The sequence below is a fragment of the Sphingomonas sp. SP2 genome, assembly GCF_058313385.1.
The window spans coordinates 136,358-160,290 of record NZ_JBZFLD010000001.1 but is presented as its reverse complement, the minus strand read 5'-3'; the positions used below and the strand labels follow the sequence as shown (position 1 = coordinate 160,290).

At 68.1% G+C, this 23,933-nt stretch carries 27 protein-coding genes, 2 tRNA genes and 2 pseudogenes; 15 read left to right on the top strand and 16 right to left on the bottom strand.

Annotation, left to right across the window (positions count from 1 at the left end; genetic code table 11):
• Positions 1-17: 17 nt before the first annotated feature.
• The 3 genes from nusG to AC4GYU_RS00910 form a co-directional block, all read right to left on the bottom strand.
• Positions 18-557 (bottom strand): transcription termination/antitermination protein NusG, encoded by a 540-nt coding sequence (nusG, locus tag AC4GYU_RS00920; RefSeq protein ID WP_491085026.1) that lies wholly within the window; start codon positions 555-557, stop codon positions 18-20.
• A 9-nt stretch (positions 558-566) separates the two neighbouring features.
• Positions 567-764: a preprotein translocase subunit SecE gene (gene secE, locus AC4GYU_RS00915; protein WP_491085025.1), complete on the bottom strand. Its 198-nt coding sequence runs from the start codon at positions 762-764 to the stop codon at positions 567-569.
• A gap of 215 nt (positions 765-979) precedes the next feature.
• Positions 980-1,055, bottom strand: a tRNA-Trp gene (locus tag AC4GYU_RS00910).
• A 383-nt stretch (positions 1,056-1,438) separates the two neighbouring features.
• Here AC4GYU_RS00910 and AC4GYU_RS00905 point away from each other — a divergent pair.
• Complete coding sequence (locus AC4GYU_RS00905; RefSeq protein WP_491085024.1) at positions 1,439-1,957, top strand: MarR family transcriptional regulator; 519 nt, start codon at positions 1,439-1,441, stop codon at positions 1,955-1,957.
• 10 nt (positions 1,958-1,967) lie between these two features.
• Here the strand turns inward: AC4GYU_RS00905 and AC4GYU_RS00900 are convergent, their stop codons facing one another.
• Positions 1,968-3,713: a fatty acyl-AMP ligase gene (locus AC4GYU_RS00900; RefSeq protein WP_491086860.1), complete on the bottom strand. Its 1,746-nt coding sequence runs from the start codon at positions 3,711-3,713 to the stop codon at positions 1,968-1,970.
• Between the two features lie 117 nt (positions 3,714-3,830).
• Between AC4GYU_RS00900 and AC4GYU_RS00895 the strand changes: the two genes are divergently transcribed.
• The 5 genes and pseudogenes from AC4GYU_RS00895 to AC4GYU_RS00875 all read left to right on the top strand — a co-directional run.
• Complete coding sequence (locus tag AC4GYU_RS00895; protein WP_491085023.1) at positions 3,831-4,403, top strand: regulatory protein RecX; 573 nt, start codon at positions 3,831-3,833, stop codon at positions 4,401-4,403.
• A gap of 44 nt (positions 4,404-4,447) precedes the next feature.
• Positions 4,448-5,044: a cold-shock protein gene (locus tag AC4GYU_RS00890; protein ID WP_491085022.1), complete on the top strand. Its 597-nt coding sequence runs from the start codon at positions 4,448-4,450 to the stop codon at positions 5,042-5,044.
• A gap of 20 nt (positions 5,045-5,064) precedes the next feature.
• The gene (locus AC4GYU_RS00885; protein WP_491085021.1) at positions 5,065-5,526 is read left to right on the top strand and encodes a DUF192 domain-containing protein; all 462 of its coding nucleotides are present in this window, start codon (positions 5,065-5,067) and stop codon (positions 5,524-5,526) included.
• 61 nt (positions 5,527-5,587) lie between these two features.
• The gene (locus AC4GYU_RS00880) at positions 5,588-5,971 is read left to right on the top strand and encodes an NADH:ubiquinone oxidoreductase subunit NDUFA12 (RefSeq protein WP_491085020.1); all 384 of its coding nucleotides are present in this window, start codon (positions 5,588-5,590) and stop codon (positions 5,969-5,971) included.
• 145 nt (positions 5,972-6,116) lie between these two features.
• Positions 6,117-6,350: pseudogene (locus AC4GYU_RS00875) on the top strand (DUF2155 domain-containing protein); the annotation flags it as partial.
• Between the two features lie 35 nt (positions 6,351-6,385).
• Here AC4GYU_RS00875 and aat read toward each other — a convergent pair.
• The 4 genes from aat to aroQ form a co-directional block, all read right to left on the bottom strand.
• Positions 6,386-7,075, bottom strand: coding sequence for a leucyl/phenylalanyl-tRNA--protein transferase (gene aat / locus AC4GYU_RS00870; protein ID WP_491085019.1), 690 nt, complete (start codon positions 7,073-7,075; stop codon positions 6,386-6,388).
• A 118-nt stretch (positions 7,076-7,193) separates the two neighbouring features.
• Positions 7,194-8,549, bottom strand: a complete 1,356-nt coding sequence (gene accC, locus AC4GYU_RS00865; protein WP_491085018.1) for an acetyl-CoA carboxylase biotin carboxylase subunit — start codon at positions 8,547-8,549, stop codon at positions 7,194-7,196.
• Position 8,550: 1 nt separating this feature from the next.
• A complete protein-coding gene (gene accB / locus AC4GYU_RS00860) occupies positions 8,551-9,030 on the bottom strand; it encodes an acetyl-CoA carboxylase biotin carboxyl carrier protein (protein WP_491085017.1) in 480 nt (159 codons plus the stop codon).
• Positions 9,031-9,065: 35 nt separating this feature from the next.
• Complete coding sequence (gene aroQ / locus AC4GYU_RS00855) at positions 9,066-9,497, bottom strand: type II 3-dehydroquinate dehydratase (protein ID WP_491085016.1); 432 nt, start codon at positions 9,495-9,497, stop codon at positions 9,066-9,068.
• Positions 9,498-9,589: 92 nt separating this feature from the next.
• Here aroQ and thiS point away from each other — a divergent pair.
• A pseudogene (thiS, locus tag AC4GYU_RS00850) lies at positions 9,590-10,676 on the top strand (sulfur carrier protein ThiS).
• Here thiS and AC4GYU_RS00845 read toward each other — a convergent pair.
• From AC4GYU_RS00845 to cmk, 3 genes are all read right to left on the bottom strand, one after another.
• On the bottom strand, positions 10,673-11,098 hold the full coding sequence (locus tag AC4GYU_RS00845; RefSeq protein WP_491085015.1) for a hypothetical protein: 426 nt from the start codon (positions 11,096-11,098) through the stop codon (positions 10,673-10,675). The pseudogene thiS and the gene AC4GYU_RS00845 sit on opposite strands and share 4 nt — an antisense overlap.
• Complete coding sequence (locus AC4GYU_RS00840) at positions 11,095-12,765, bottom strand: thiamine pyrophosphate-binding protein (RefSeq protein WP_491085014.1); 1,671 nt, start codon at positions 12,763-12,765, stop codon at positions 11,095-11,097. Before AC4GYU_RS00840 ends, AC4GYU_RS00845 begins: the two co-directional genes overlap by 4 nt.
• Positions 12,766-12,830: 65 nt before the next feature.
• Positions 12,831-13,463, bottom strand: coding sequence for a (d)CMP kinase (cmk, locus tag AC4GYU_RS00835; protein ID WP_491085013.1), 633 nt, complete (start codon positions 13,461-13,463; stop codon positions 12,831-12,833).
• Between the two features lie 100 nt (positions 13,464-13,563).
• Between cmk and AC4GYU_RS00830 the strand changes: the two genes are divergently transcribed.
• Positions 13,564-13,893, top strand: coding sequence for a TIGR02300 family protein (locus tag AC4GYU_RS00830; protein ID WP_491086859.1), 330 nt, complete (start codon positions 13,564-13,566; stop codon positions 13,891-13,893).
• Between the two features lie 124 nt (positions 13,894-14,017).
• Here the strand turns inward: AC4GYU_RS00830 and AC4GYU_RS00825 are convergent.
• The 4 genes from AC4GYU_RS00825 to AC4GYU_RS00810 form a co-directional block, all read right to left on the bottom strand.
• Positions 14,018-14,093: transfer RNA gene (locus tag AC4GYU_RS00825), tRNA-Ala, on the bottom strand.
• 121 nt (positions 14,094-14,214) lie between these two features.
• Positions 14,215-14,379, bottom strand: a complete 165-nt coding sequence (locus tag AC4GYU_RS00820) for a Flp family type IVb pilin (protein ID WP_491085012.1) — start codon at positions 14,377-14,379, stop codon at positions 14,215-14,217.
• A gap of 206 nt (positions 14,380-14,585) precedes the next feature.
• On the bottom strand, positions 14,586-14,750 hold the full coding sequence (locus AC4GYU_RS00815) for a Flp family type IVb pilin (protein WP_491085011.1): 165 nt from the start codon (positions 14,748-14,750) through the stop codon (positions 14,586-14,588).
• Positions 14,751-14,899: 149 nt separating this feature from the next.
• The gene (locus AC4GYU_RS00810; protein WP_491085010.1) at positions 14,900-16,978 is read right to left on the bottom strand and encodes a transglycosylase domain-containing protein; all 2,079 of its coding nucleotides are present in this window, start codon (positions 16,976-16,978) and stop codon (positions 14,900-14,902) included.
• A 115-nt stretch (positions 16,979-17,093) separates the two neighbouring features.
• Here AC4GYU_RS00810 and AC4GYU_RS00805 point away from each other — a divergent pair, with 115 nt between their 5' ends.
• From AC4GYU_RS00805 to AC4GYU_RS00790, 4 genes are all read left to right on the top strand, one after another.
• Complete coding sequence (locus AC4GYU_RS00805) at positions 17,094-18,608, top strand: ABC transporter substrate-binding protein (RefSeq protein ID WP_491085009.1); 1,515 nt, start codon at positions 17,094-17,096, stop codon at positions 18,606-18,608.
• A 4-nt stretch (positions 18,609-18,612) separates the two neighbouring features.
• Positions 18,613-19,032, top strand: a complete 420-nt coding sequence (locus tag AC4GYU_RS00800) for a DUF4112 domain-containing protein (RefSeq protein WP_491085008.1) — start codon at positions 18,613-18,615, stop codon at positions 19,030-19,032.
• A 13-nt stretch (positions 19,033-19,045) separates the two neighbouring features.
• Positions 19,046-19,525 carry a GAF domain-containing protein gene (locus AC4GYU_RS00795; protein ID WP_491085007.1) on the top strand — a complete coding sequence of 160 codons (480 nt, stop codon included), beginning with the start codon at positions 19,046-19,048 and terminating at the stop codon, positions 19,523-19,525.
• Positions 19,526-19,675: 150 nt separating this feature from the next.
• The gene (locus AC4GYU_RS00790; RefSeq protein ID WP_491085006.1) at positions 19,676-20,206 is read left to right on the top strand and encodes a hypothetical protein; all 531 of its coding nucleotides are present in this window, start codon (positions 19,676-19,678) and stop codon (positions 20,204-20,206) included.
• A gap of 39 nt (positions 20,207-20,245) precedes the next feature.
• Here the strand turns inward: AC4GYU_RS00790 and AC4GYU_RS00785 are convergent, their stop codons facing one another.
• A complete protein-coding gene (locus AC4GYU_RS00785; protein ID WP_491085005.1) occupies positions 20,246-20,716 on the bottom strand; it encodes a universal stress protein in 471 nt (156 codons plus the stop codon).
• A gap of 95 nt (positions 20,717-20,811) precedes the next feature.
• Here AC4GYU_RS00785 and AC4GYU_RS00780 point away from each other — a divergent pair, with 95 nt between their 5' ends.
• Genes AC4GYU_RS00780 through lpdA form a run of 3 tightly spaced genes read left to right on the top strand, consistent with a single transcriptional unit; the run spans position 20,812 to position 23,933 of the window.
• Positions 20,812-22,137, top strand: a complete 1,326-nt coding sequence (locus AC4GYU_RS00780) for a pyruvate dehydrogenase complex dihydrolipoamide acetyltransferase (protein ID WP_491086858.1) — start codon at positions 20,812-20,814, stop codon at positions 22,135-22,137.
• A gap of 1 nt (position 22,138) precedes the next feature.
• Positions 22,139-22,528 carry an acyl-CoA thioesterase gene (locus tag AC4GYU_RS00775; protein WP_491085004.1) on the top strand — a complete coding sequence of 130 codons (390 nt, stop codon included), beginning with the start codon at positions 22,139-22,141 and terminating at the stop codon, positions 22,526-22,528.
• Complete coding sequence (gene lpdA, locus AC4GYU_RS00770; RefSeq protein ID WP_491085003.1) at positions 22,521-23,933, top strand: dihydrolipoyl dehydrogenase; 1,413 nt, start codon at positions 22,521-22,523, stop codon at positions 23,931-23,933. Before AC4GYU_RS00775 ends, lpdA begins: the two co-directional genes overlap by 8 nt.

Below are 23,933 nucleotides of genomic sequence, written 5' to 3'. Positions count from 1 at the left end.
ACGCACCTACCGGCGCGTCACTTGACCCGCTCGACCTGCTCGAACTCGAGCTCGACCGGGGTCGCGCGACCGAAGATCGACACGCCGACCTTGACCCGGCCGCGGTCGAAATCGAGTTCCTCGACCACGCCGTTGAAGCTGGCGAAAGGACCGTCGAGGACCTTGACGCTGTCGCCGATCTCGTAGTCGACGTTGATCTTGGCCTTGGGCGCGGCGGCGGCGGCTTCCTCTTTGGTGTTGAGGATGCGCGCGGCTTCGGCCTCGCTGATCGGCTGCGGCTTGCCGTTGGGGCCGAGGAAGCCGGTCACCTTGGGCGTGTTCTTGACGAGGTGGTAGACGTCGTCGTTCATGCCGAGCTTGGCGAGCACGTAGCCCGGGAAGAACTTGCGGTCGCTGGTGACCTTCTTGCCGCGGCGGATTTCGGTGACCTTCTCGGTCGGCACTTCGACCGACTCGACCAGCTGCTCGAGGCCGAGGCGCTTGGCCTCGCTCACGATCGACTCGCGGACCTTGTTCTCGAAGCCCGAATAAGCGTGGATGATGTACCAGCGGGACATAAGGTCTCTCTACTTCAGGAGGCCGAGAAGATACTGCACGATGGCGGCGAAGCCGCTGTCGACAGCGAAGAAGAAGAGGGCGAGGATCGCGGTCAGGATGAAGACCATGATGGCGGTCACCCAGGTCTCGCGGCCGGTCGGCCAGACGACCTTGCCAGCTTCCACGCGAACCTGGCGGATGAATTCGCCGGGGGATGTCTTGGCCACTAGCGCCTCTTCAAGTGATAGAAAAACGAGGTCCGCGGATGGCTCCGCCGGACCTCGGTTGAACGGGCATGTAGCGTGGACTGCCGCTTCGTTCAAGCACAGCGCCCCGTCCCTCGAGGGAAGACGGCGCCAGGCGCCGGATGCCGCTGCCGGGAGTGGCCGGTCCGCCCGTCAGCCGACGCGGCCGGCGGAGTCCCCGAAGGAAAGGATGGACCTGGCAGGGGCAGAGGGACTCGAACCCACGACCCTCGGTTTTGGAGACCGATGCTCTACCAACTGAGCTATACCCCTAGGCCGGCGGGCCGGGTAGCCCGACCGCCCCGCAGTTGCAAGACGAATGCGAGTTTCGGCGTGGCGGGGGCAGCCAGACAACCGGCGATCGGTAGCGCATTGCCACCTTTCGCAGTTGCACAAAAACACCTTCGCACTTGCAAAATGGGTCCGGTGCGCAGATGCGCCGCACGGTTGCCGCAGCCTTAACCTACGGCATTGACGGTAATGTATCCGGATTGGGATTTAATGTTCCCGTCAAGGTTTTGACGCTGGGCTCCTGATCAGGCTTCATCCGTTACGGTGATGTTAAATGACTTGCCCCATGCGACCTTTTCCCAAGGTCGTCGGTTGCGTGAAGTGCAAGCAAAGACAGGATAATCGGCCGCGAGGCCCAAGTGGGGATGACTATGATCAAGGGCAATGTACCGCCCGATGACCGCGGGCATGAAATGGTGATGTTGTCGGCCGAGGAAGCCGAGCTTGCGCGGACCCTGCTGGCCAAATTGCTGACGGTCGACGCCCGCGAGAGCCAGCCGGCCCCGGCGGCGGACGAGCCTGCTTCAGCGCAGCAAATCATGTCGTTGGCCAAGTCGGTCTATCAGAGCCGCCGTCGCCGCGCTGAGCATTTCGGCCCCGCGATCTTCAGCGAGCCCGCCTGGGACATGTTGCTCGTGCTCTACATTTACGGCAATCGCGGCGACCAGATGTCGGTGACCCGCCTTGCGGAGTTCAGCCAGTCCCCGCTGACCACCGCGATCCGCTGGCTCGACTATCTCGAAAGCCAGCGCCTGATCATGCGCAGCCAGTGCAACCACGACCGGCGCAAGTTCTTCGTCAGCCTGAGCGAGAAGGGTCAGTCGATGATGACCGACTATTTCCGCAGCCTGCTCGACGGAAAGACCCGCATTCCGCTGACCTGAGCCCGAAGGCTCAGGCGGCGAGGGGGACGATCTCGCCCGAGAGGTAGAGGTTGCGGGCCTTGGTCCGCGACAGCTTGCCCGAGCTGGTGCGCGGCAGCGACCGCGGCGGGATCAGCTCGACCACCGGCGACATGCCGATGATCGCGCGGACGCGTTCCTTGATGTCGTCCTTGAGGCGGCCGCGCTCGACCGGGTCGGAAACCCGGCAATGGACCAGCACGGCGGGCTGCTCCTCACCGGTCGGACCGGTGATCGCAAAGGCGGCGATGTCGCCCGACTTGAAGCCGGGGAGCTGCTCCACCGCCCATTCGATATCCTGCGGCCAGTGGTTGCGGCCGTTGATGATGATCATGTCCTTGGCGCGGCCGACGATGAAGATGTAGCCGGCCGAGAGATAGCCCATGTCGCCCGTGTCGAGCCAACCGCCGACCATGCAGGCGTCGGTCGCTTCCTGGTCGCGATAATAGCCGACCATCACGCTCGACCCGCGGACCCAGACCTTGCCGATCTCGCGGTCGGGAAGGATGTTGCCGGCGGCGTCGCGGACCTCGATCTCCATGCCCTCGATCGCGCGCCCGCAATTGACGATGGCGCGGTAGCGCTTGGGCCGGTCCTTGCCGTCCTCGGCGGCGGCGCCCGAGAGCTGGCTTTCCTCGACCAGTTCGAGGCGGATGCCTTCGCCGGGCGGCATCAGGCTGACCGCGAGGGTCGCCTCGGCAAGGCCGTAGGAAGGGCAGAAGGCGCTGGCCTTGAAGCCCGCATCGGCGAAGCCGTCGACGAAGGCCTGCATGACGTCGGGCCGGATCATGTCGGCGCCGTTGCCCGCGATCCGCCAGCGCGACAGGTCGAACCGCTCCCCGGCCTTGATCTGGCTCGACATGCGGCGGGCGCAGATGTCGTAGCCGAAGGTCGGCGAATAGGAGAGGGTGGTGCCGGGATTGCGGCTGATGAGGTCGAGCCAGGCGAGCGGACGCCGGGCGAAATCCTCGGTCTTCATGTAGTCGGTGCTGATCTGGTTGGCGATCGGCGACAGGAAGCAGCCGACGAGGCCCATGTCATGATACCAGGGCAGCCAGCTGATCACCCGGTCGCTGTCCTGCATCTGGAGGCCGAGCGCATGGCCGCGCAGGTTCTGCAGAAGCGCATGGTGGGTGACGGCGACACCGTGCGGGAAGCGGGTCGAACCGCTCGAATATTGGAGATAGCCGATATCGTCCGACGAGGCGGTCGGAAGGACGGCGGCCGGGTCGAACGACTGTTCGGCCAGCGTCTCCCAGCTGATCGCGCGGACCGAGCGGCGCTCGGCGGCGGCATCGCAATAGTCGGCGAGGTCGGCCGGGTAGAGGAACAATGCGGGATCCGAGCTGCCGAGCATGACGGTCAGCTGCTCGATATAGGCTTCGCGGCCGCCGAAGCTGGTCGGAAGGGGCAGCGGAACGGGCCACAGGCCGGCATAGACCGCGCCGAAGAAGCAGGCGGCGAATTCGGCGCCGGTTTCGGCGACCAGCGCCACGCGGTCGCCCTTGACGAGGCCCATGGCGACGAACCGGCGGGCGTGGAGCAGCGCGTCCTCGCGCAGTTCCGAATAGCGGTAGGCCCGGGTCAGGGTGCCCCGAGGATCATGGAAGTTGAGACCCCGATCGCCCTTGGCGGCATAGTCGAGCGCGTCGCCGAGGGTGGCGAAATCCGCCATCCGGCGCGGGTGCGCGTCGAGGGTGGGAGTCGCGCCGGGGGGCGCGAGCGTGGTCTTGTCCATGACGTCCGGCACGCTTCGTCGATCCTGCTTCAGCCTGAAATACGGGGCCAATCCGCGGCCCTTGCCGCCTTATGCTGGCGGATGGTTGTTCGCGGTTGAGTGTGGCACAATCAAGGCGTGAGCGCCCTTGAACCTGAGCGGAACGGCCCCGGAAAGCGGCGCGGGCGGGCCCCTCGGCCGCTCGATCCGGCAAGTTTGCAGGAGCTGGCGCTGGGCTATGTCGCGCGCTTCGCGACCAGCCGCGCCAAGCTCGCCACCTATGCCCGGCGCAAGCTGCGCGAGCGCGGCTGGGCGGGCGAGGGCGAACCCGACGTCGACGCGCTGGTCGAGAAGATCGCGGGCTATGGCTTCATCGACGACCAGGCTTTTGCCGGGATGAAGGCGGCGAGCCTGCTGAGGCGCGGCTATGGCAAAGGACGGGTGCGCTCGACGCTCCAGGCCAGCGGGATCGGCGAGGAGGATGGCGCGCCGGCGCTGGAAGCAGCCGAGGCGGGCGCGCTTGCGGCGGCGCTGCGTTTTGCCGAGCGCAAGCGGATCGGACCCTATGCGACCGCGCCGGCCAGCGATCCCAAGCAGCGCGACAAGGCCTTGGCGGCGATGCTTCGGGCCGGACACAGTTTCGCGCTCGCCCGGCGGGTGCTCGCAACGAGGCCCGAGGAACTCGAGGAAATCCTAACTCAGGACAGCTAATGTCGTTAAGTCGACGTAACTTCCTACGCCGTTAAAGCTGTGGTATGCGTAGCCTCGTGCAACGGGAGTATGCGTCAGGCTCGGAAGAACCGCAGGCGGCCGATCCCACCGAAATGGTGGAAGCGGCCAACGACTCGGGCGTGCGCGTCACCGGCCGGATCAAGTGGTTCGACGCGACCCGCGGCTTCGGCTTCCTCGTCAGCGACGACATCGAGGGCGACGTCCTCGTCCATTTTTCCCTCCTTCGCGAGCATGGCCGGCGCAGTCTGCCCGAAGGAGCGGTTGTGACTTGCGACGTGCTGCGGCAGGATCGCGGCCTGCAGGCGGCCCGGGTGCTGTCGATCGATCTCAGCCAGGCCGTGGTGGTTCGCCCGCCCGCGCCGGCATCCGAAGACCGATCGGACCGTTCCGCCTTGCTGGACGGCGCTGGGCCGTTCGAGCCGGTGGAGGTCAAGTGGTTCAATCGCGTCAAGGGCTATGGGTTCGTCAATCGGCTGGAAGCCCCCGAGCAGGACATCTTCCTGCACATGGAAACGGTGCGCCGGGCGGGTCTGGGCGAGTTGCAGCCGGGGGACCGGATGACCGCCAGGATCGCCGAGGGCCGCAAAGGCCTGACCGCCGTCGATCTCCGCACGGCCTAGGCCGGCTTGCCCTGCTGGCGGTGCTCCCGCTGGCGCTCACTGCCGCCGCCTGCCAGCCCGGGACCGGGGAAAGCCCGCAGCTCGAGCGCTCGGCCGCGGGGCTCGAGCAGGTGCCGCTGACCATCCGCAGCGCCGGCGGCAAGGTGCACAAGTTCACCGTCGAGGTCGCGCGCACGCCCGAAGAGCAGGCGCAGGGGCTGATGAACCGCTCGACGCTGGCGCCCGACCGGGGGATGATCTTCCCGCACGAGCCGCCTCGCCCGGCGAGCTTCTGGATGAAGAACACGCTGATCCCGCTCGACATGATCTTCGTCCGTGCGGACGGGACGATCAGCAGCATCGCCGAAAATACGGTGCCGCTCAGCCTCGAGCCGGTGATGAGCATGGAGACGGTTGGCGCGGTGCTCGAGATTCCGGGCGGCCGGAGCGCCGAACTCGGCATCAAGGCTGGCGACAAGGTCGAGTGGGTCCACGGCCAATAGCGGGTCCGAGGCCCCGAAGGTGGTTGCACCGCCGGGGCCTCACCCGCTAGGGCGCACAGCCATGGGTTTTCTGGCGAGCATTTTTACCTGGTGGAACGGGGCGGGTCTGACGACTCGCGCCTTCACCAAGCGGCATGGCCGCGAAGTCGGCCGCGACGAGGCCGGGAACCTCTATTACCAGCACAAGGACGATCCCCGCCGCCGGTGGGTGATCTACAATGGTCCGAACGACGCGAGCCGGGCGCCGCCGCAGTGGCAGAGCTGGCTGCGCGGGCAGATCGACGACGTGCCTGAGAAGTCGCTCCCGCCGCGCCGCAAGTTCGAGAAGGAAGGCCTGCCCAACCTGTCGGGCACGGGCGAGACCTACCGACCGCTGGGGTCGCTGTCGCGCGGGGGCAAGCGCCCGGCCGCGACCGGCGACTACCAGGCCTGGACCCCCGACTGAGGTGAGCTGGCGGACCGCCGCCTGTCTGACGTTGGGACTGCTGGCGGCCGGCTGTGACCGGCTGCCGGGCAATCGCGACGCGCAGAAGCCCGAGAATTCGGTCCCGCTGGCCAAGCCCGCGGCGGCGCTTCCGGGCACGACCCCAATGAGCGAGCGGGTGGCGGTGCTGGGCTTCCTCAACAAGCGCAACGGGATCGCTCGCGACCTTCGGCTGAAGCCGGGGCAGGCGGTCCGGATCAACGACGTGATCGTCCGGCTCCGGGCCTGCGAAAAGACCCCGCCGTGGGAGTTCGACCAGCTGACCGGCGCCTTCGTCCAGGTCGACGTCCAGCAGCCCGACAATACGTGGGACCGGGTCTTCTCGGGCTGGCTCTACAAGGAGAGCCCGTCACTCAACGTGGTCGAGCACCGCGTCTACGACGTCTGGCCCAAGAGCTGCGAGATGAACTTCCCGGCCGCGGCCGAGGAGGCCGGCGCGCCGAGCGACGACAATGCCGTATCGAGCGATGCCCAGTCGGGCCGGGGCTCGTCCGAGGCCGAAGCGAGCGACTCGCCGAGCAACTGAACGTAGCGGGCGCGGGGAATGTCGACCGCGCCGAGCGAGGCCAGGTGGCTGGTCATGAACTGGCAGTCGAGCAAGCTGAAATGCCCGTGGGCGAGCCGCGCGACGAGGCTGGCCAGCGCGACCTTCGAGGCGTCGCGGGCGCGGCTGAACATGCTCTCGCCGAAGAAGGCTCGGCCGAGCGCCACGCCATAGACCCCTCCGACCAGCGCCTCGCCCTCCCAGACCTCGACCGAATGGGCCTGGCCGCGCTCGAACAGGGCGAGCATCGCCTGCTCGATCGGGCGATTGATCCACGTCTCGTCACGGTCGGCGCAGCCGAGCAGCACGCCGGCGAAGTCCTGGTCGGCGGTGATGCGGTAGCGACCCGAGCGGAGCCGCTTGGCGAGGCTCCGCGAAAGGTGGAAGCCGTCGAGCGGGATGATCGCGCGGGTGCGCGGCTCGACCCAGAAGAGCTCGTCGCTGTCGCGGCTGTCGGCCATGGGGAAGACCCCGGAGGCATAGCCGCGAAGCATGAGGCTGGGATCGAGCGGATGGCTCATGACGGCGGGATAACGCGCCGACGGGAAAAGCGATACCGCGTCGCTGTCGCTGCCCGGCGACGTCGGGGCAGCGCCGTGCCCGAGCGCCTAGACGTCGCTCGGGACGGACGGCCTGCTGCTACTCCGCCTTCTGCTCCTCGAGCCAGCGCTCGAGCCACTTGATCGTATAGTCGCCGCTCTGGAAGGCCTCCTCCTTGAGGATGCGCTGGTGGAGGGGGACGTTGGTCTTGGGACCGTCGACCACGAATTCCTCGAGCGCGCGGCGGAGGCGAGCGATGGCTTGTGGCCGGTCCTCGCCCCAGACGATCAGCTTGCCGATCATGCTGTCGTAGTAAGGCGGCACCTTGTAGCCCGAATAGAGGCCGCTATCGACGCGGGTCTGGAGACCGCCGGGCGCGACGAAATTCTTCACCAGCCCCGGCGAGGGGGCGAAGGTCTCGGGATCCTCGGCGTTGATCCGGCACTCGATCGAATGGCCGTTGAGGCGGACGTCGTCCTGCGTGACGCTGAGGCCCCGACCTTCCGCGATGCGGAGCTGCTCGGCGACGAGGTCGAGGCCGGTGATCATCTCCGTCACCGGATGCTCCACCTGCAGGCGGGTGTTCATCTCGATGAAGTAGAATTCGCCATTCTCGTAGAGGAACTCGATGGTGCCGGCGCCACGATAGCCCATGTCGGCCATGGCCTTGCGGACCCGCTCGCCCATCTGCGCGCGCTGTTCGGCCGAGATGACGGGCGAGGGAGCTTCCTCGATGACTTTCTGATGGCGGCGCTGGATCGAGCAGTCGCGCTCGCCGAGGTGGACGGCCTGGCCGTCGCCGTCGCCGAACACCTGGAATTCGATGTGCCTCGGGTCGCCGAGATACTTTTCCATGTAGACGGTCGGGTCACCGAAGGCGGCATTGGCCTCCGACGAGGCCTGCGCCATCAGCGTTTCGAGCTGGTCGGGTTCGGGCACGACCTTCATGCCGCGGCCACCGCCGCCCGAAGCGGCCTTGATCAGCACCGGATAGCCGATTTCCTCGGCGATCGCGCGGGCTTCCTCGACGCTGGTCAGCGGGCCGGGCGAGCCCGGGACCAGCGGCAGGCCGAGCTTGGCGGCGGTGCGCTTGGCCTCGACCTTGTCGCCCATCACGCGGATGTGCTCGGGTTTGGGCCCAACCCAGATGATGTTGTGGAGCTCGACGATCTCGGCGAACTGGGCGTTCTCCGAGAGGAAGCCGTAGCCCGGGTGGATGGCGTCGGCGTGGACGATCTCGGCGGCCGAGATGATGTTGGGGATGTTGAGGTAGCTGTCACGCGCGGCGGGCGGGCCGATGCAGACGGCCTCGTCGGCGAGCCGGACGTGCATGGCGTCGGCGTCGGCGGTCGAGTGGACCGCCACGGTCCGGATCCCGAGCTCCTTGGCGGCCCGCTGGATACGCAGCGCGATCTCGCCGCGATTGGCGATCAGGAGCTTGTTGATCTTGGGCATGTCAGTCGATGACCACCAGCGGCTGGTCGAACTCGACCGGCTGGGCGTTGGAGACCATCAGCTGGGTGATCTTGCCGCCGCGCGGAGCGGTGATCGGGTTCATCACCTTCATCGCCTCGACGATCAGCAGCGTGTCGCCGGCCTTGACGGTGTCGCCGACCGCGACGAACGGCGCGGCGCCGGGCTCGGCGGCCATGTAGCAGGTGCCGACCATCGGCGAGCGGACGATGTCACCGGTCGGCTCGGGCGCGGCGGCGGGCGCGGCCTCGGCGGCCGGGGCGGCACCGGCGGCGGCCTGAGCGACCGGGGCGGCGACGAGATGCTGCACCGGCGCGGCCGCGACCGTCAGCTCGCGCTTCACGCGAATCTTGCGATCGCCGTCCTCGACCTCTATCTCGCTGAGCTCGTTCGCGCTGAGCAGTTCGGCGAGCTCGCGCACGAGGCCGGCATCGATCCGCATCTGCTTATGTTCGTCGGACATGCAAATTTCCCTGAAGTCTGTCGCGGCGCGCTTTGTCAGAGCCGGGCGGCGGCGTCCAGCGCAAGCGTATAGGAAGAGGCCCCAAAGCCGCTGATGCTGCCCTTGCAGACGCCGCCGATGAGGCTTCGCCGGCGGAAGGATTCGCGGGCCGCGGGGTTGGAGAGGTGGACCTCGATCACGGGCACGGGGATGGCCGCGATGGCGTCGCGGAGCGCGACCGAGGTGTGGGTGAAGCCGCCCGCATTGAGGATGACGGCTTGCGCCTGTTCGTCGGCCGCCTCGTGCAGCCAGTCGATGAGGTGGCCTTCGTGATTGGACTGGCGAACATCGACCTCCAGTCCGAGGGCGGCGGCCTGCTCGTGGAGCCGACCGGCGATGTCGTCGAGCGAGTCGCGGCCATAGACCTCGGGTTCGCGGGTGCCGAGCCGGTTGAGGTTGGGGCCATTCAGGACAAGGATGCGCTTCACCGATCTTCTGTAACCGTTTGTGCGGAGCGAAGTCGAGGCACGCGGCCATGCCCCTCGACTTGCCTCGGCGCGAGCGGGTAGGGGCGATGGCGATGAGCGAGACCGAAACGCACAGCATCAGCGTCAATGGCGAGCATCGCCGCGTGCCCGCGGGCACCAGCGTCGCCGGCCTGGTGCTCGAGCTCGGCCTCGACCCGGCCCGGGTCGCGGTCGAGCGCAACCTCGAGATCGTGCCCAAGTCGACGCTGGCCGAGGTCCAGGTCGAGGATGGGGACGATTATGAGATCGTCCATTTCGTCGGGGGCGGTTGAGCGACTTTTTTCGTTCTCCTGCAAAGGCAGGAGCCCAGTTCTTGATGGCGAAGGCGGAAGGGACCCGGTCCCTGCCGTCGCAGGGAAACAGTGAATGACCGACGACCAGTGGACCGTTGCCGGACGCACCTTCAGCTCGCGGCTGATCGTCGGCACGGGCAAGTATAAGAGCCTCGAGCAGAATGCGGCGGCGGTGGCGGCGAGCGGGGCGGAGATCGTCACCGTGGCGGTGCGACGGGTGAACCTCACCGACCCCAATGCGCCCAAGCTCACCGATTACATCGACCCGAAGGTCACGACCTATTTGCCCAATACGGCAGGTTGCTTCACCGCGGAGGAAGCGATCCGGACGCTGCGGCTGGCGCGCGAAGCGGGTGGCTGGAGCCTGGTGAAGCTCGAGGTGCTGGCCGAGGCCAAGACGCTTTATCCCGACATGATCGAGACCGTGCGCGCGACCGAGCTCCTGACCAGGGAGGGGTTCGAGGTGATGGTCTATTGCACCGACGATCCCATCATGGCGCGGCGCTGCGAGGACGCAGGCGCGGTGGCGATCATGCCCTTGGGCGCGCCGATCGGCTCGGGGCTGGGGGTGCAGAACCCGGTGACCATTCGCCTGATCGTCGAAGGCGCCAAGGTCCCGGTGCTGGTCGATGCGGGTGTCGGCACAGCGAGCGACGCGGCGGCGGCGATGGAACTCGGCTGCGACGGGGTGCTGATGAACACCGCCATCGCCGAAGCCAAGGACCCGATCCTGATGGCGCGGGCGATGAAGGCGGCGGTCGAAAGCGGCCGCCTCGCCTATCGCGCGGGGCGGATGGGCAAGCGCATGTATGCCGATCCGAGCAGTCCGCTGGCGGGGCTGATCTAGGCGAGCGGGCCCGCGAGGGCGTCGGCGAGCACGCGTTCACAGGTGGCGAAAGTGGCCGCCACGCGATCCAGTTCGTCCAGCGTCCACTGGTCGCCATCGCGAAACAGCGCCTGGGTCCCGTCCGGCGCGCGGCCGGGCCGGGCGTGGACTAGGTTGTTTCTCGTCCCGACAAGTAACTCGAAATCGCGCGCGGCCTTTTGCACCGGTTCGGCGACCGGCGGCGCCTCGGGGCGGCCGAGAAGATGGATCAGCGTGTCGGCGATCCGGCCCGCGGTGCGGTCCGACAGCTCGTCCAGCGCGCCGGGCCGAAGGCGCTCGCAGCATTGGACTGCCGTCCATTCGAGGCAGGCGAAACCGTAGATCGCCCGGCCGACGGCTGCGGCGTAAGCGTCGGCCAAGCGGTGGTCGCTCACCCGGTTCAACCCTTCGCCTTGGCCCGCAGCGCCGAGATGGTCGTCTGGTTGGTGATCACCTCGACGTCGGTCTTGCAGTGGAGGAGGCGGATGCCCTTGCGAGTCAGCGCTTCGTCGATGGCGGGGCCGAATTCTTCCGTGCTCTCCACCGTCGCGGCCCAGCCGCCGAAGGCACGGGCGAGGGCGGCGAAGTCGGGGTTGGCGAGGGTGGTGGCCGACAGGCGCTCGGGATAGTCGCGCTCCTGGTGCATGCGGATGGTGCCGTAGCTGCCGTTGTCGACGACGATGACGAGGAGGTCGGCGCCATACTGCGCGGCGGTGGCGAGCTCCTGCCCGTTCATCAGGAAGTCGCCGTCGCCGGCGACGCACAGCACCTGCCGGTCCTTGAAGCGGATCGCGGCGGCGACGGCGGCGGGGAGGCCGTAGCCCATGGTGCCGCTGGTCGGCGCGAGCTGGGTCGGCATGGCGGCGTAGCGCCAGTAGCGGTGGAACCAGCCCGAGAAATTGCCCGCGCCGTTGCAGATGATCGTGTCCGCAGGGAGACGCTCGCGGAGGAGCGCGACGCAGGGGCCGAGGTCGAGCTTTACGCCCTCGCGCGGCGCCGGCGTGGTCCATTCGAGATAGTCGGCGTGGGCCTCGCGGCCGGCGCCGAAGGGCAGGAGGTCGGGATCCTCCCAGCTGTCGAGCGCCTGCGCGAACTCGCCCATGTCGGCGCAGATGGGGAGGTCGGCGTGATAGACACGGCCGAGCTCGTTGGGATCGGGGTGGACGTGGACGATCGTCTGGCCCGGATGGTCGGGGGTGACGAGCGTATAGCCCTCGGTGGTCGATTCGCCGAGGCGGGCGCCGACGACCAGCAGCAGGTCGGCGTCGCGGACGCGCTCGAGCAGCTTGGGATTGGGGCCGTAGCCGAGGTTGCCGGCATAGACCGGGCAATCATTGGCGACGGCATCCTGGCGGCGGAAGGCCGCGGCCACGGGAAGGCCGACGCGGCTCGCCCAGGCAGCGAAATGGTGCGAGGCGCAGGGGCTCCAGTCGGCGCCGCCGACGATCGCGAGCGGGGCTGCGGCATCCTTCAGCAATTCGTGGACGGTGGCGATGGCCGCGGGATCGGGATGCTCGACCAGGGGCGGGACCGCCGGGCGGTCGAGCGTCTCCACCACGTCGCGGAGCATGTCCTCGGGGATGGCGAGCACGACCGGGCCGGGACGGCCTGCACTGGCGACACGGAAGGCGCGCGCGACATATTCGGGAATCCGGCGCGCATCGTCGATGCGGGCGGCCCATTTGGCGATGGGGGCGAAGAAGGCCGGGAAGTCGATCTCCTGGAAGCCTTCGCGGTCCTTGTCGCGGCGGTCGAGGTCGCCGACGAAGAGGATCATCGGGGTCGAATCCTGGAAGGCGACATGGACTCCGGGGCTGGCATTGGTCGCGCCCGGACCGCGGGTGACGAAGGCGACGCCGGGGCGGCCGGTCAACTTGCCGTCGGCCTCGGCCATGTAGGCGACTCCGCCCTCCTGCCGGCAGACGATCGTCTCGATCTCGGGCGTGTCGTGAAGCGCGTCGAGGACGGCGAGGAAGCTTTCGCCGGGGACGGTGAAGAGCCGGTCGCAGCCCTGGATGCGAAGCTGGTCGACGAGGATCCGGCCGCCGGTGCGGGGGGAGGGGGTGGTCATGCGTGGCGCTTTAGCTTGCGCAGCCACGCGCACAAACCTCTCGTTCGTGCTCAGGGCGAACGAGGCTAGAGTTTCTGCTTCACCAGCCGGATCGCCTCGGCCAGCGCGGCGTCGGGGCCGAGCGCGGTGGTGTCGAGGAGCATGGCGTCCGCGGCCTGGACCAGTGGGGCGGCGGAGCGGTGCGAGTCGCGTTCGTCGCGGGCGCGGATGTCGATCAGCACGTCGGCGAGATGCACCGGGAGGCCACTGGCGGAAAGCTCGGCGTGGCGGCGACGGGCGCGTTCCTCGCTCGAGGCGGTGACAAACAGCTTGGCGACCGCGTCCGGCGCGATGACGGTGCCGATGTCGCGGCCGTCGAGCACCGCGCCGCCGTCCTGGGCGGCGAAGTCGCGCTGGCGTTCGAGGAGGGCGGCACGAACGGCGGGATAGGCGCTGATCCGGCTGGCGATCCCGCCGACCATCTCGCTCTTCAGTTCGGGGTCGTCGAGCAGGCTGCCGATCTCGTCGCAGGCGCGCAGCGCGGCGAACTCGCTGTCGGGATCGCCGCCCCAGCGGAGCAGGGAAAGAGCGACCGCGCGGTAGAGCTTGCCGGTGTCGAGGTGGGGCAGGCCGAAGTGGCGGGCGAGGCCCTTCGCGATGGTGCCCTTGCCGCTCGCGGCGGGGCCGTCGACGGCGATGACGAGGGGGGCGGAGACCATGGGCGGGCTTTGACAGTGACCCCTCGCTATGGCAAGGCGCGCGCCGACCGGCCGGGGCAGCGATGCCGCCGGCCTCCTTCCTGTTGGAGACCATCATCTCATGGTGAAGCCCGAGTGGGGCGCCAAGCGCACTTGCCCCAAATGCGCGACCCGATTCTACGACCTCGGCAAGGATGACCCGGTCACCTGCATCGAGTGCGGCACGACCTTCGTTCCCGAGCCCGTGCTGAAGTCCAAGCAGCCGATGCCGTTCGAGCAGGTGTCGACCACCGCCGCTCCGGCGCAGCAGGCCGACAGCGATCTCGGCGCCGAGGACCTTGCCCTGCCCGACGAGGACGAGGAGCCCAGCGCCGACGACGAGGTCGATCTGTCGACCGGCGACGACGACCTGGGCGTCGAGACCGCGGGTGACGAGGACGACAACGGCTGATCCTTCAGCCGATCGACCAAGCGAGAAGAGGGCGGGGCCGCTGGCTCCGCCCTTTTTTCATGCCCTCGGCGGGGCCTCAGCGGAAACGAAAAAGGCCCGCCAAAATGGCGGGCCTTCAAGGGAATGGTGGAGCCGAGGGGGATCGAACCCCTGACCTTCGCAATGCCATTGCGACGCTCTCCCAGCTGAGCTACGGCCCCGTTCCGCGGCGGCCTTTAGGGGGTCTGCGCGAAGCTGCCAACCCCTTTGTTGCCGCTTTCTTCGCCTGACGCAAAAACGGCGCCGGTTTACCGGCGCCGCCTGATGCGAACCGGCCAGCGATTACTTGTTCAGATTGTCGCTGACATTCGTGAAGGTCTTGTTGAGGTTGCTGCCGATGTTGGTCAGCGCGGTGATCGCGGCAACCGCGATCAGGGCGGCGATCAGGCCATATTCGATGGCGGTCGCGCCATCGTCATTCTGCAGCATCTTGGTGAAAATGGTCATCGCTCTTCTCCTGACATGGGAACGCTAGACCCGGCTCCCCCGGAACGGCATCCCCCGACACCCATGGTGTCAGGACAAGGTTCACAAAGGGTAAAAGCCATGCCGGCCGTGCCGGCGTCCGGCGCGCGTCGCCGGAAACGAGAAGGCCCCGCCCTCACCTCCGCCTGGGAGGTGAGCGACGGGGCCAACGTGAGCAGTCCTGAAGCTTACTTGTTCAGGTTGTTGCTGACGTTCGTGAAGGTCTTGTTGAGGTTGCTGCCGATGTTGGTGAGCGCGGTGATCGCGGCAACGGCGATGAGGGCGGCAATCAGGCCGTACTCGATCGCGGTGGCACCATCTTCGTTGTTCAGCATCTTGATGAAATTGGTCATGTCCGGTCTCCTAGTTCCACTTTGTCCCCGGGGCGCGCCCCGCACCGCCAGACGAGAGCCCGTCGGTCAGGAGTGTTTCTAGGAGGAAGGGGTTAAAGAGTTCTTGCACCCCCAGGTAAACGGAAATTCACGATTTTCGATGGCGGAAATCAGCGCCCGAACAGGTCCTGCGCGGCCTTGACCATGTCTTCGATGAACGAGTTGAGGTCCTGGTCGGAGGCCGATTTGCTGCTCGGCGGGGCGCGGCGGGGGACCTGGTATCCGGCCGGAAGCGCCGACGCGCTGCGGCCGTCGACCGAAAGGGCAGGGGCCACGAAGCTCCGCCAGATCTGCGCCGGGAGAGTCCCGCCCGACACCTTGGAGCCGAGCGACTTGTTGTCGTCGCGCCCGACCCAGACGCCGACCACGAGGTCGCCTGCGAAGCCGACGAACAAGGCGTCGCGATTGTCCTGGCTGGTCCCGGTCTTGCCGAAGGTGGCCGTGGCGAGCGCGGCGCGCTTGCCGGTGCCCTCGTTGGCCGCGGCCCAGAGGAGGTCGAGCATGGGGCGCCAGTCGCGCCGTTCGTCGAGCTGGCCGCCGCGGCCGAACAGCGCCGGGATGAAGCCCGGCTCATTGTCCTTGAGGGCGAGCGGGGGAAGGCCGGTGGCGGCGACGGGATAGCGGCCGCCCGCGACCGCGGCATAGGCGGAGGTCAGTTCGAGGAGGCTGACGCCCGCGGTGCCGAGCGCGACGCTGGGCGAATCGGGAAGCGGCGAGCTGATCCCGAGTTCGCGCGCGGTGCGCAGGACATTGCCCCGCCCGACCGCTTCGGACAGGCGGACCGTGGCGGCGTTGCTCGAGCGGGCGAAGGCGGCGCGCAAGGGGACGGGTCCGCGATAGACGCCGTCGCTATTGGCCGGGGTCCAGCCGTCGATGGTGATCGGGCGGTCCTCGACGATCGAGTTGGGCGTGTAGCCCGCGCGCATGGCGGCGAGGTAGACGAACAGTTTGAAGGCCGAGCCCGGCTGGCGGCGGGCCTGGGTGGCGCGGTTAAAGCTGCTGTCCTTGTAGGAGCGGCCGCCGACCATCGCGACGATCCGTCCGTCGGGGCGCATGGCGACGAGCGCGGCCTGGACCCCGGGAGCGAGCGGCGCATTGGCGACGGCGCGGGTGGCGAGGCGCTGGAGGTCGGCGTCGAGCGTGGTCCGCACCTTCACTTCACCAAAGTCGCTTTCGAACGCGGCCGAGGCCTGCGGCGCGACCCAGTCGGCGAAATAGGTGCCGGTCGGGACCTTCTCGACCTGGCGGATTGGGCGGGCGGGGGTCGTCGCAGCGGCGCGCGCGGGCGTGATCACCTTGGTATCGGCCATGGCGGCAAGGACCAGCTTGGCCCGCTTCTGCGCGCCGGCGAGATTGCGGGTCGGCGCGAGGCGGCTCGGGGCCTGGACGAGGCCGGCGAGCATTGCCGACTGGGCGAGGGTCAGCTTGTCGGGCTCCTTGCCGAAATAGTGACGGGCCGCGGCGCGCAGCCCGTAGACGCCATCGCCGAAATAGACCGACGACAGATAACGCGAGAGGATCTCATCCTTGGTCAGCCAGCCTTCGAGCCAGAAGGCGATGATCACCTCCTGCGCCTTGCGCTTGAGGCTGCGGTCGCCGTTGAGGAAGCTGGTCTTTGCGAGCTGCTGGGTGAGGGTCGAGCCGCCCTGGCGAACCCCGCCGGCCTGGAAATTGGCGACCATCGCCCGGCCGATCGCGCGCGGGTCGATCCCCCAGTGGCGGTAGAAGCGGCGGTCCTCGATCGCGACGAAGGCGGCGGGGGTGAGCGGGTTGAGCTTGGCGACCTCGACGGGCGCCAGCTTGATCGCGCCGCGGCGGGCGATCGGCCGGCCCTCGCTCGACACGATCAGCATGGCCGGATCGGGCAAGGGCTCGAGCGCGCGGCCGAGGGGCGCGGTGATGACCAGCCAGAGGAGGATGACGAGGAGCAGCCCGGCAAAGCCGGTGAGGCCCCAGCGCAGCCACGGCCGGCGCGGCTGGGCCGGCGGCGGCGGGACCTCGTCGATAAAGAAGGGCGGGGTGTAAGCGGGCTCGACCGGAATCCCGGGCTGCGGGGGCTTCTCCCGCCGCTGCCACCATCGTCGGCGGCGCACGGCGGGCGTTCCGCCGAACAGGGGCGCGGCAAAGGGATCGGGCAAATCCTCGATGTTGCGCCCGTTGCGCTGCCAGGGTGAGTCGCGGTCCGCCATTCGATCCCGTCGCTGCAGGTGACCTAGAGCCCTAATACAGCCAATGGGCCGTGACTAGGGGGCCGATGCTGAACGCTTGGTGTCGGCGCGCCGCCTCGTCTAGTGAGGCAACAGCATGCGGTTCGGACTTCATCAGCATCAGAATAGAGGAGCGAGGCTCGTCCTGCTCGCCGCCGCGGCGATGGGAATGGCGAGCTGCCGGCCGAGCGGCACGGGCGATGTCGACGTGGTGGTGATCGGCGACGCGCTTCCGCAGCTCGCCGATCCGGTCGCCAAGACCCTGTCGCCGCCCGACCTCCTGCTGGTCGCCAATGTCGCACAGGGGCTGGTGCGGTTCGACGCGGCCGGCAACATCGCGCCGGGGCTGGCCGAGCGCTGGGCAGTCAGCGACGACGGGCTGAGCTACGTCTTCCGGCTGGAAAAGGCCGAGTGGAGCGATGGCAAGAAGGTCCGCGCGCGCGACGTCGTCCGGCTGCTGCAGCGGCAGCTCGATCGGCGCGGCCGCGATCCCCTGCGCGATTCGATCGGTGCGATCAGCCAGATCGTGGCGATGACCGACCGGGTGGTGGCGATCGAACTGAGCTCGCCCCGGCCGCACCTCCTGCAACTGCTCGCCCAGCCCGAGTTCGGGCTCGTCAACGGCAAGGGCGGGACGGGGCCGTTCCGGAGCGAGCGCGACGGCGACCGGCTGCGGCTGACCCGGACGCTGCCCGGTTTCGACGGTGACCGCGACCTGAAGGAGCGGGTGACGCTTGCCGCCGCGCCCGCCGCCCAGGCGGTGAAGCAGTTCCTTGCAGGCGACACCGAGCTGGTGCTGGGCGGGACGGTCGCCGACCTTGCGGTGCCGCTCGGGGCCAAGCTGCCGCGCAATACGCTGCGGATCGATCCCGTCGCGGGCCTGTTCGGGCTGGTCCCGGGGCGCAAGGATGGGCTGATCGCCAATCCCGAGGTGCGGGCGCTGCTCGACGAGACGATCGACCGGGCCGCCTTGGTCGCCGCGCTCGGCGTTCCGGACCTCCAGCCGCGCTCGACCCTGCTCCAGCTCGGGCTCGATGGCATCACTGCCCCGGCCGAGCCGGCATGGAGCGGAGTGCCGCTCGCCAACCGGCGCGACTCGATCGTCGAGCGGGCGCGGACGTTGTTTCCAAGGGCGAGCGGCGCGCAGGAGCCGCCGACGCTCGAGCCCGCGCCGGTGCTGCGGGTGGCGCTGCCCAAGGGGCCGGGCGGGGCGATCATTCTCGAGCGGCTGCGTGCCGATTGGGGCCCGCTCAACCTCCAGGTGGTCGAGGCCGCTGACGGACAGCCGGCGGACCTCCGCTGGGTCGATTCGGTCGCCCCGTCGAGCTCGCCGGCCTGGTTCCTGCGCAGTTTCCGGTGCGAGTTCGTGCCGATCTGCGCGGAAGAGGCCGACCGCCTGCTCGATGCCGCGCGGCTGACCGGTTTCGCGCCGCAGCGCAGCGCCTTCTTCGCCGATGCCGAGCGGATCATGCGCGACCAGATCCTCTTCATCCCCGTCGCCGCGCCGGTTCGCTGGTCGCTTGTCGCGCGGGGAATCGACGGTTTTGCCGAGAATCGCTTCGCCGCCCACACGCTGATGGACTTGCGTGCGCGCAAGGACGCACGAGATTAGGGGCATGAACGTCCGCCCCCAGCCCTATCGTCCGCAGATCGCGCTCGGCAGCGACCCGCATCTGGTCCGCCAGCGGATCGAGGCGCTGGAGCATGCGCTCGAGCGGCTGGTCACCATTCCCGGCACCAGCAAGAAGGTCGGGCTCGACGTGCTACTCGACTTCGTCCCCGGGATCGGCCCGACGGTCGCGGCGGGGCTCGGCGCCTATCTGGCGTGGGAGGCGCGCAACCTCGGCATGTCGAAGTGGCAGATCACCCGGATGGGGACCAACATCGGGGTCGACTGGCTGCTCGGGCTGATCCCGTTCGTCGGTGCCATTCCCGACTATTTCTTCCGCTCGAACAGCCGCAACCTCAGGATGATCAAGCGGCACCTCGACAAGCATCACCCGGCGAGCCGAACGATCGACCTCGACCCGCGATAGGACTGCCTTTCCCATGTACGACTTCAAGATTGCGGCCGCCGACAAGGCGACGCTCTATGCCGACCTCCTTGCCGCGCTCGACGGCCTGACCAGCGGCGAACCCGACGGGATCGCCAACATGGCCAATGCCGCGGCGCTGATCTGGGAGACCTTGCCCGAGCTCAACTGGGCCGGCTTCTATCGCAACGTCGGCGGCGAACTGGTGCTGGGGCCGTTCCAGGGCCGCGCGGCCTGTATCCGGATCCCGTTCGGCCGCGGCGTGTGCGGGGCGGCGGCGGCGACGCTGGCGCCGCAGCGGGTGGAGGACGTCCACCAGTTTCCGGGCCACATCGCCTGTGACGCCGCGAGCCAGTCCGAGCTGGTCGTGCCGATCGTCCGCAACGGCGAGTTGCTCGCCGTGCTCGACCTCGACAGCCCGCAAAAAGCCCGCTTCGACGCGGAGGACGAAGCGGGCTGCGTAAAGCTTTGCGCGCTGCTGGCGGAGCGGCTGTAAGCAGCAAACTCTTCATTAATGCCGATCAAGTAATCGGCACCCTCCGGCGGCAATGACGCCGCTTAGGGGGGTAATATGTCTATTGTTGTTGCGTTTCTCGCGTTGGCTGCAGCCGCTCAGCAGCCCGTCCCGCAAGTTGCTCCTGCGCCGATGGCTTCGCCCATCCAGCCGCTGACGACTTCCAATGCCATGCTCCGGACCGGGACCGAAGTTCCCGTCCGCTTGCTCGAAGAGCTTACTACCAAGGGCAAGAACCTCCGGGTTGGTAATCGCTTCCGCCTCGAAACCTCGGAGCCCGTTCTCGTCAATGGCGTGACGGTCATTCCGGCCGGCAGCCCTGCCGTGGGCGAAATCACCGACGTCCGTAACAAGGGAATGTGGGGCAAGTCGGGCAAGCTCAACGGCCGCATCCTGTACGTGATTGTCGGCGGCCGGCAGATCCGACTGACCGGGCAATTCGACGATAAGGGTGTCGCCGGTGGTATTGGTGCCGCCGCGGTGTCAGCCGTTGTCTTTCTTCCAGCTGGCTTCTTCATGACGGGCACGAGCGCGAAGGTGCCGGTCGGCACCGTCATCAAGGCCTTCGTGGATGAGGATGTGCCGCTGAGCATGCCCGCAACCGCAGTTGCGCCGCTGGCCGTTGCTCCGGCAGGCACCGCGCCGGTTTCTGGCGCCAAGTAATAAGTGAACCTCGGCCGGTTCGTCAGGACCGGCCGACCTTCAGCTCAGCGCCTCGAGGCGTTCGTCGCTGAGGCCGCCGGGGATGATCATTACCGGGCAGGGGAGCTTGCCCGCGTCGGTGCCGGAGAAAGCGGTAACGAGCGGGCCGGGGTCGCCCGAGGGGGAGGCGCCGAGGACAAGGGCGGCGATGTCCTCGCGGCGATTGACGATCTCGCGGACGACCGCGACCGGCTCGCCCGGCTGGACGAGGATGGCGTCGGGGCGGAGGCCGTCGGCGTCGGGCAGTTCGCCCAATGCGGCGGCGACGCGGGCTTCGATCCGGAGCTGCTGCTCCTCCTTGATGGCGGCCTCGACGCCGCCCCATTGCACGAAATCCTGCGGCTCGGTGATCGCCAGCACTTCGACCGCGCCGCCGGTCTTGGCCGCGCGGCGGGTCGCGAAACGGAGCGCCTGCCGGGTCTCCCGGCTGTCGTCGATCACCACCAGATAGGTGCGCTTGCCCGTGGCCATAAGGCGTACAAGTGAACCAGCGCTGCTTGACGGGCAAGAGGGCATGGTCTTTTGGGTTGGCGAACTCTCAACTCCTCAAGCCCGCAAGGTCCATGATGGCGATCGAACTGAAGATGCCCGCGCTCAGCCCCACGATGGAAGAGGGCACGCTCGCCAAATGGCTGGTGAAGGAAGGCGACACGGTCGCCAGCGGCGACATCCTCGCGGAGATCGAGACCGACAAGGCGACGATGGAATTCGAAGCCGTCGACGAGGGCGTGGTGACCAAGATCCTGGTTGCCGAGGGCACCGACGGAGTGAAGGTCGGGACCACGATCGCGCTGATCGGCGGCGAGGGCGAGGAAGCGCCGCCGGCTGCCGCGCCGGCGCCAGCCGAAGCGCCCAAGGCTCCCGAGGCTCCCGCCGCCGCAGCACCGGCGCAGGACAAGGCCGCGCCCGCACCGGCGCCGGTCGAGACTCCCGCCGCCCCGGCCAAGCCCGCGGCGGCGCCCGTGGCCCGCGCGGACGGTGAGCGGATCAAGGCGAGCCCGCTCGCGCGCAAGCTGGCCGAGGCGCAGGGGATCGACCTTTCGACCCTGACCGGAAGCGGCCCGGGCGGCCGCATTGTTCGCGCCGACCTTGGTGCTGCGGCTGGCGGTACGGCCGCGGCTGCGCCCGCCCAGTCTGCTGCTCCCGCGCCCGCTGCGGCAAGCGCCGCGCCGGTCACTCCGGCTCAGCCTTTCTCGACCGACATTCCGCACGAGGCGGTCAAGCTGTCGAACATGCGCAAGACGATCGCGCGCCGCCTGACCGAGGCCAAGCAGACGATCCCGCACATCTACCTGACGGTCGACGTCCGGCTCGACGCGCTGCTCAAGCTTCGCGGCGAATTGAACGCGGGTCTCGCCGGCCGCGGCGTCAAGCTCAGCGTCAACGACCTGCTCATCAAGGCGCTCGCGCTTGGGCTCGAGGCGGTGCCGGAGTGCAACGTCAGCTTCACGCCCGATCAGCTCATTCAATATAAGCGCAGCGACATCGCGGTCGCGGTGAGCATTCCGGGCGGGCTGATCACGCCGATCATCACCGACGCGGCGGCCAAGTCGATGAGCAAGATCTCGACCGAGATGCACGAGCTCGCGGGCCGGGCCAAGGAAGGCAAGCTGCAGCCGCACGAATATCAGGGCGGCACGGCGAGCATCTCGAACATGGGCATGTTCGGGATCAAGCAGTTCGACGCGGTCATCAATCCGCCCCAGGCGATGATCCTCGCGGTCGGCGCGGGCGAGAAGCGTCCGTGGGTCGATGGCGACGCGGTGACGGTCGCGACGGTGATGAGCATCACCGGCAGCTTCGACCATCGCGCGATCGACGGCGCCGATGGTGCGCGCCTGATGAAGACGCTCAAGGAGCTGATCGAGAACCCGCTGGGCCTGGTTGTTTGACATGACGGGCGAGCGGGCGCCCCTCATCCGCACCACCGCGATGCCGACCGACACCAACCCCTATGGCGGCGTGTTCGGCGGGTGGCTGATGGGGCAGATGGGGCTCGCCTGCGGGTCGTTCGCCTCGCGGCGGACCGGCGGGAAGGCGATCCTCGTCGCGGCGGAGAGATTGCGGTTTCCGGGCGCCATGGCGGTGGGCGACGAATTGAGCGTCTATGTCGAGTGCCTGCGGGAAGGGCGGACCTCGCTCTTGCTGCGCGCCGAGGGTGTGTCGCGGGAGCGCGACGGCGAGACCGAGACTTTGGTGGCGGCGGGTGAGTTCACCTTCGTCGCGCTGGATGATGGAAACAGGCCGCGGAGAATCGCGGCGAAGGAAGAGACGAATGGCTGAGAATTACGACCTGATCGTGCTGGGCTCGGGCCCCGGCGGCTATGTCGCGGCGATCCGCGCGGCGCAGCTCGGGCTCAAGGTCGGGATCGTCGAGCGCGAGCTGCTGGGCGGCATCTGCCTCAACTGGGGGTGCATCCCGACCAAGGCGCTGCTGCGTTCGGCCGAGATCCTCCATTATGCGCAGCATGCCGACAGCTATGGGCTGAAGCTCGCGGGCAAGATCGAGGCCGACCTTGCGGCGGTGGTGAAGCGCAGCCGCGGCGTCGCCAAGCAGCTCAATCAGGGCGTTACGCACCTGATGAAAAAGAACAAGATCACGGTGCATCTGGGAACGGGGACGATGACCGGCCCGACAACGATGACGGTGAAGAGCGACAAGGGCGAGGAACAGCTCAGCGCCAAGCACGTCATCCTGGCGGTGGGGGCGAGGGCGCGTGACCTGCCGTTCGCACCGGCCGACGGCAAGCGCATCTGGACCTACCGCCACGCGATGACCCCGGCCGAGATGCCGACCAAGCTGCTGGTCATCGGCTCGGGGGCGATCGGGATCGAGTTCGCGAGCTTCTACAACGACATGGGCGCCGAGGTGACCGTGGTCGAGATGCTCGATCGCATCGTCCCCGTCGAAGATGTCGAGATTTCGGCGCAGCTCGAGAAGAGCCTGACCAAGCAGGGCATCACCATCATGACCGGCGCGGGGGTCGAATCGATCGCTTCTTCGGCCTCGGGCGTGAAGGCGAAGATCAAGGGCAAGGACGGGAAGGTCGTCGAGCAGGACTTCAGCCACTGCATCGTCGCGGTCGGGATCGTCCCCAACACCGAGAAGGTGGGGATCGAGCAGCTGGTCGAGATGGACCGCGGCTTCATCCAGATCGATCCCTATGGCCGGACCAAGTCGAAGGGTTTGTGGGCGATCGGCGACTGCACGCCGGGGCCGTGGCTGGCGCACAAGGCGAGCCACGAGGGCGTCACCGCCGCCGAGGCGATCGCGCAGGAGCTCGGCAACAAGGAGGTGCATCCGCATGCCCTCGACCGCTCGAACATCCCGGGCTGCACTTATTGTCACCCGCAGGTGGCGAGCGTCGGCCTGACTGAGGCCAAGGCCAAGGAGCTCGGCCACGAGGTGCGGGTCGGCAAGTTCCCGTTCATCGGCAATGGCAAGGCGATCGCGCTCGGGGAAACCGAAGGGTTCATCAAGACCGTGGTCGACGCGAAGACCGGCGAGCTGCTCGGCGCGCACATGATCGGGGCCGAGGTCACCGAACTGATCCAGGGCTATACGGTCGGCAAGACCGCCGAGCTCCTCGACGAGGACTTCGCCCAGACGATCTTCCCGCACCCGACGCTGTCCGAGATGATGCACGAAAGCATCCTGTCGGCGCAGGGCCGGGTGATTCACATCTGA

Excerpts from the sequence above, each read along its gene's own strand:
- AC4GYU_RS00795 (WP_491085007.1), top strand. The coding sequence starts at position 19,046 with ATGTACGACTTCAAGATTGCGGCCGCCGACAAGGCGACGCTCTATGCC.
- AC4GYU_RS00900 (WP_491086860.1), bottom strand. The coding sequence starts at position 3,713 with ATGGACAAGACCACGCTCGCGCCCCCCGGCGCGACTCCCACCCTCGAC.
- AC4GYU_RS00805 (WP_491085009.1), top strand. The coding sequence starts at position 17,094 with ATGCGGTTCGGACTTCATCAGCATCAGAATAGAGGAGCGAGGCTCGTC.
- AC4GYU_RS00810 (WP_491085010.1), bottom strand. The coding sequence starts at position 16,978 with ATGGCGGACCGCGACTCACCCTGGCAGCGCAACGGGCGCAACATCGAG.
- nusG (WP_491085026.1), bottom strand. The coding sequence starts at position 557 with ATGTCCCGCTGGTACATCATCCACGCTTATTCGGGCTTCGAGAACAAG.
- accC (WP_491085018.1), bottom strand. The coding sequence starts at position 8,549 with ATGCCCAAGATCAACAAGCTCCTGATCGCCAATCGCGGCGAGATCGCG.
- cmk (WP_491085013.1), bottom strand. The coding sequence starts at position 13,463 with ATGGTCTCCGCCCCCCTCGTCATCGCCGTCGACGGCCCCGCCGCGAGC.
- AC4GYU_RS00790 (WP_491085006.1), top strand. The coding sequence starts at position 19,676 with ATGGCTTCGCCCATCCAGCCGCTGACGACTTCCAATGCCATGCTCCGG.
- AC4GYU_RS00815 (WP_491085011.1), bottom strand. The coding sequence starts at position 14,750 with ATGACCAATTTCATCAAGATGCTGAACAACGAAGATGGTGCCACCGCG.
- AC4GYU_RS00830 (WP_491086859.1), top strand. The coding sequence starts at position 13,564 with ATGGTGAAGCCCGAGTGGGGCGCCAAGCGCACTTGCCCCAAATGCGCG.
- AC4GYU_RS00780 (WP_491086858.1), top strand. The coding sequence starts at position 20,812 with ATGGCGATCGAACTGAAGATGCCCGCGCTCAGCCCCACGATGGAAGAG.
- AC4GYU_RS00880 (WP_491085020.1), top strand. The coding sequence starts at position 5,588 with ATGGGTTTTCTGGCGAGCATTTTTACCTGGTGGAACGGGGCGGGTCTG.
- AC4GYU_RS00890 (WP_491085022.1), top strand. The coding sequence starts at position 4,448 with ATGCGTAGCCTCGTGCAACGGGAGTATGCGTCAGGCTCGGAAGAACCG.
- AC4GYU_RS00905 (WP_491085024.1), top strand. The coding sequence starts at position 1,439 with ATGACTATGATCAAGGGCAATGTACCGCCCGATGACCGCGGGCATGAA.
- AC4GYU_RS00820 (WP_491085012.1), bottom strand. The coding sequence starts at position 14,379 with ATGACCATTTTCACCAAGATGCTGCAGAATGACGATGGCGCGACCGCC.
- accB (WP_491085017.1), bottom strand. The coding sequence starts at position 9,030 with ATGTCCGACGAACATAAGCAGATGCGGATCGATGCCGGCCTCGTGCGC.
- lpdA (WP_491085003.1), top strand. The coding sequence starts at position 22,521 with ATGGCTGAGAATTACGACCTGATCGTGCTGGGCTCGGGCCCCGGCGGC.
- AC4GYU_RS00785 (WP_491085005.1), bottom strand. The coding sequence starts at position 20,716 with ATGGCCACGGGCAAGCGCACCTATCTGGTGGTGATCGACGACAGCCGG.
- aat (WP_491085019.1), bottom strand. The coding sequence starts at position 7,075 with ATGAGCCATCCGCTCGATCCCAGCCTCATGCTTCGCGGCTATGCCTCC.
- AC4GYU_RS00800 (WP_491085008.1), top strand. The coding sequence starts at position 18,613 with ATGAACGTCCGCCCCCAGCCCTATCGTCCGCAGATCGCGCTCGGCAGC.
- AC4GYU_RS00775 (WP_491085004.1), top strand. The coding sequence starts at position 22,139 with ATGACGGGCGAGCGGGCGCCCCTCATCCGCACCACCGCGATGCCGACC.
- AC4GYU_RS00840 (WP_491085014.1), bottom strand. The coding sequence starts at position 12,765 with ATGACCACCCCCTCCCCCCGCACCGGCGGCCGGATCCTCGTCGACCAG.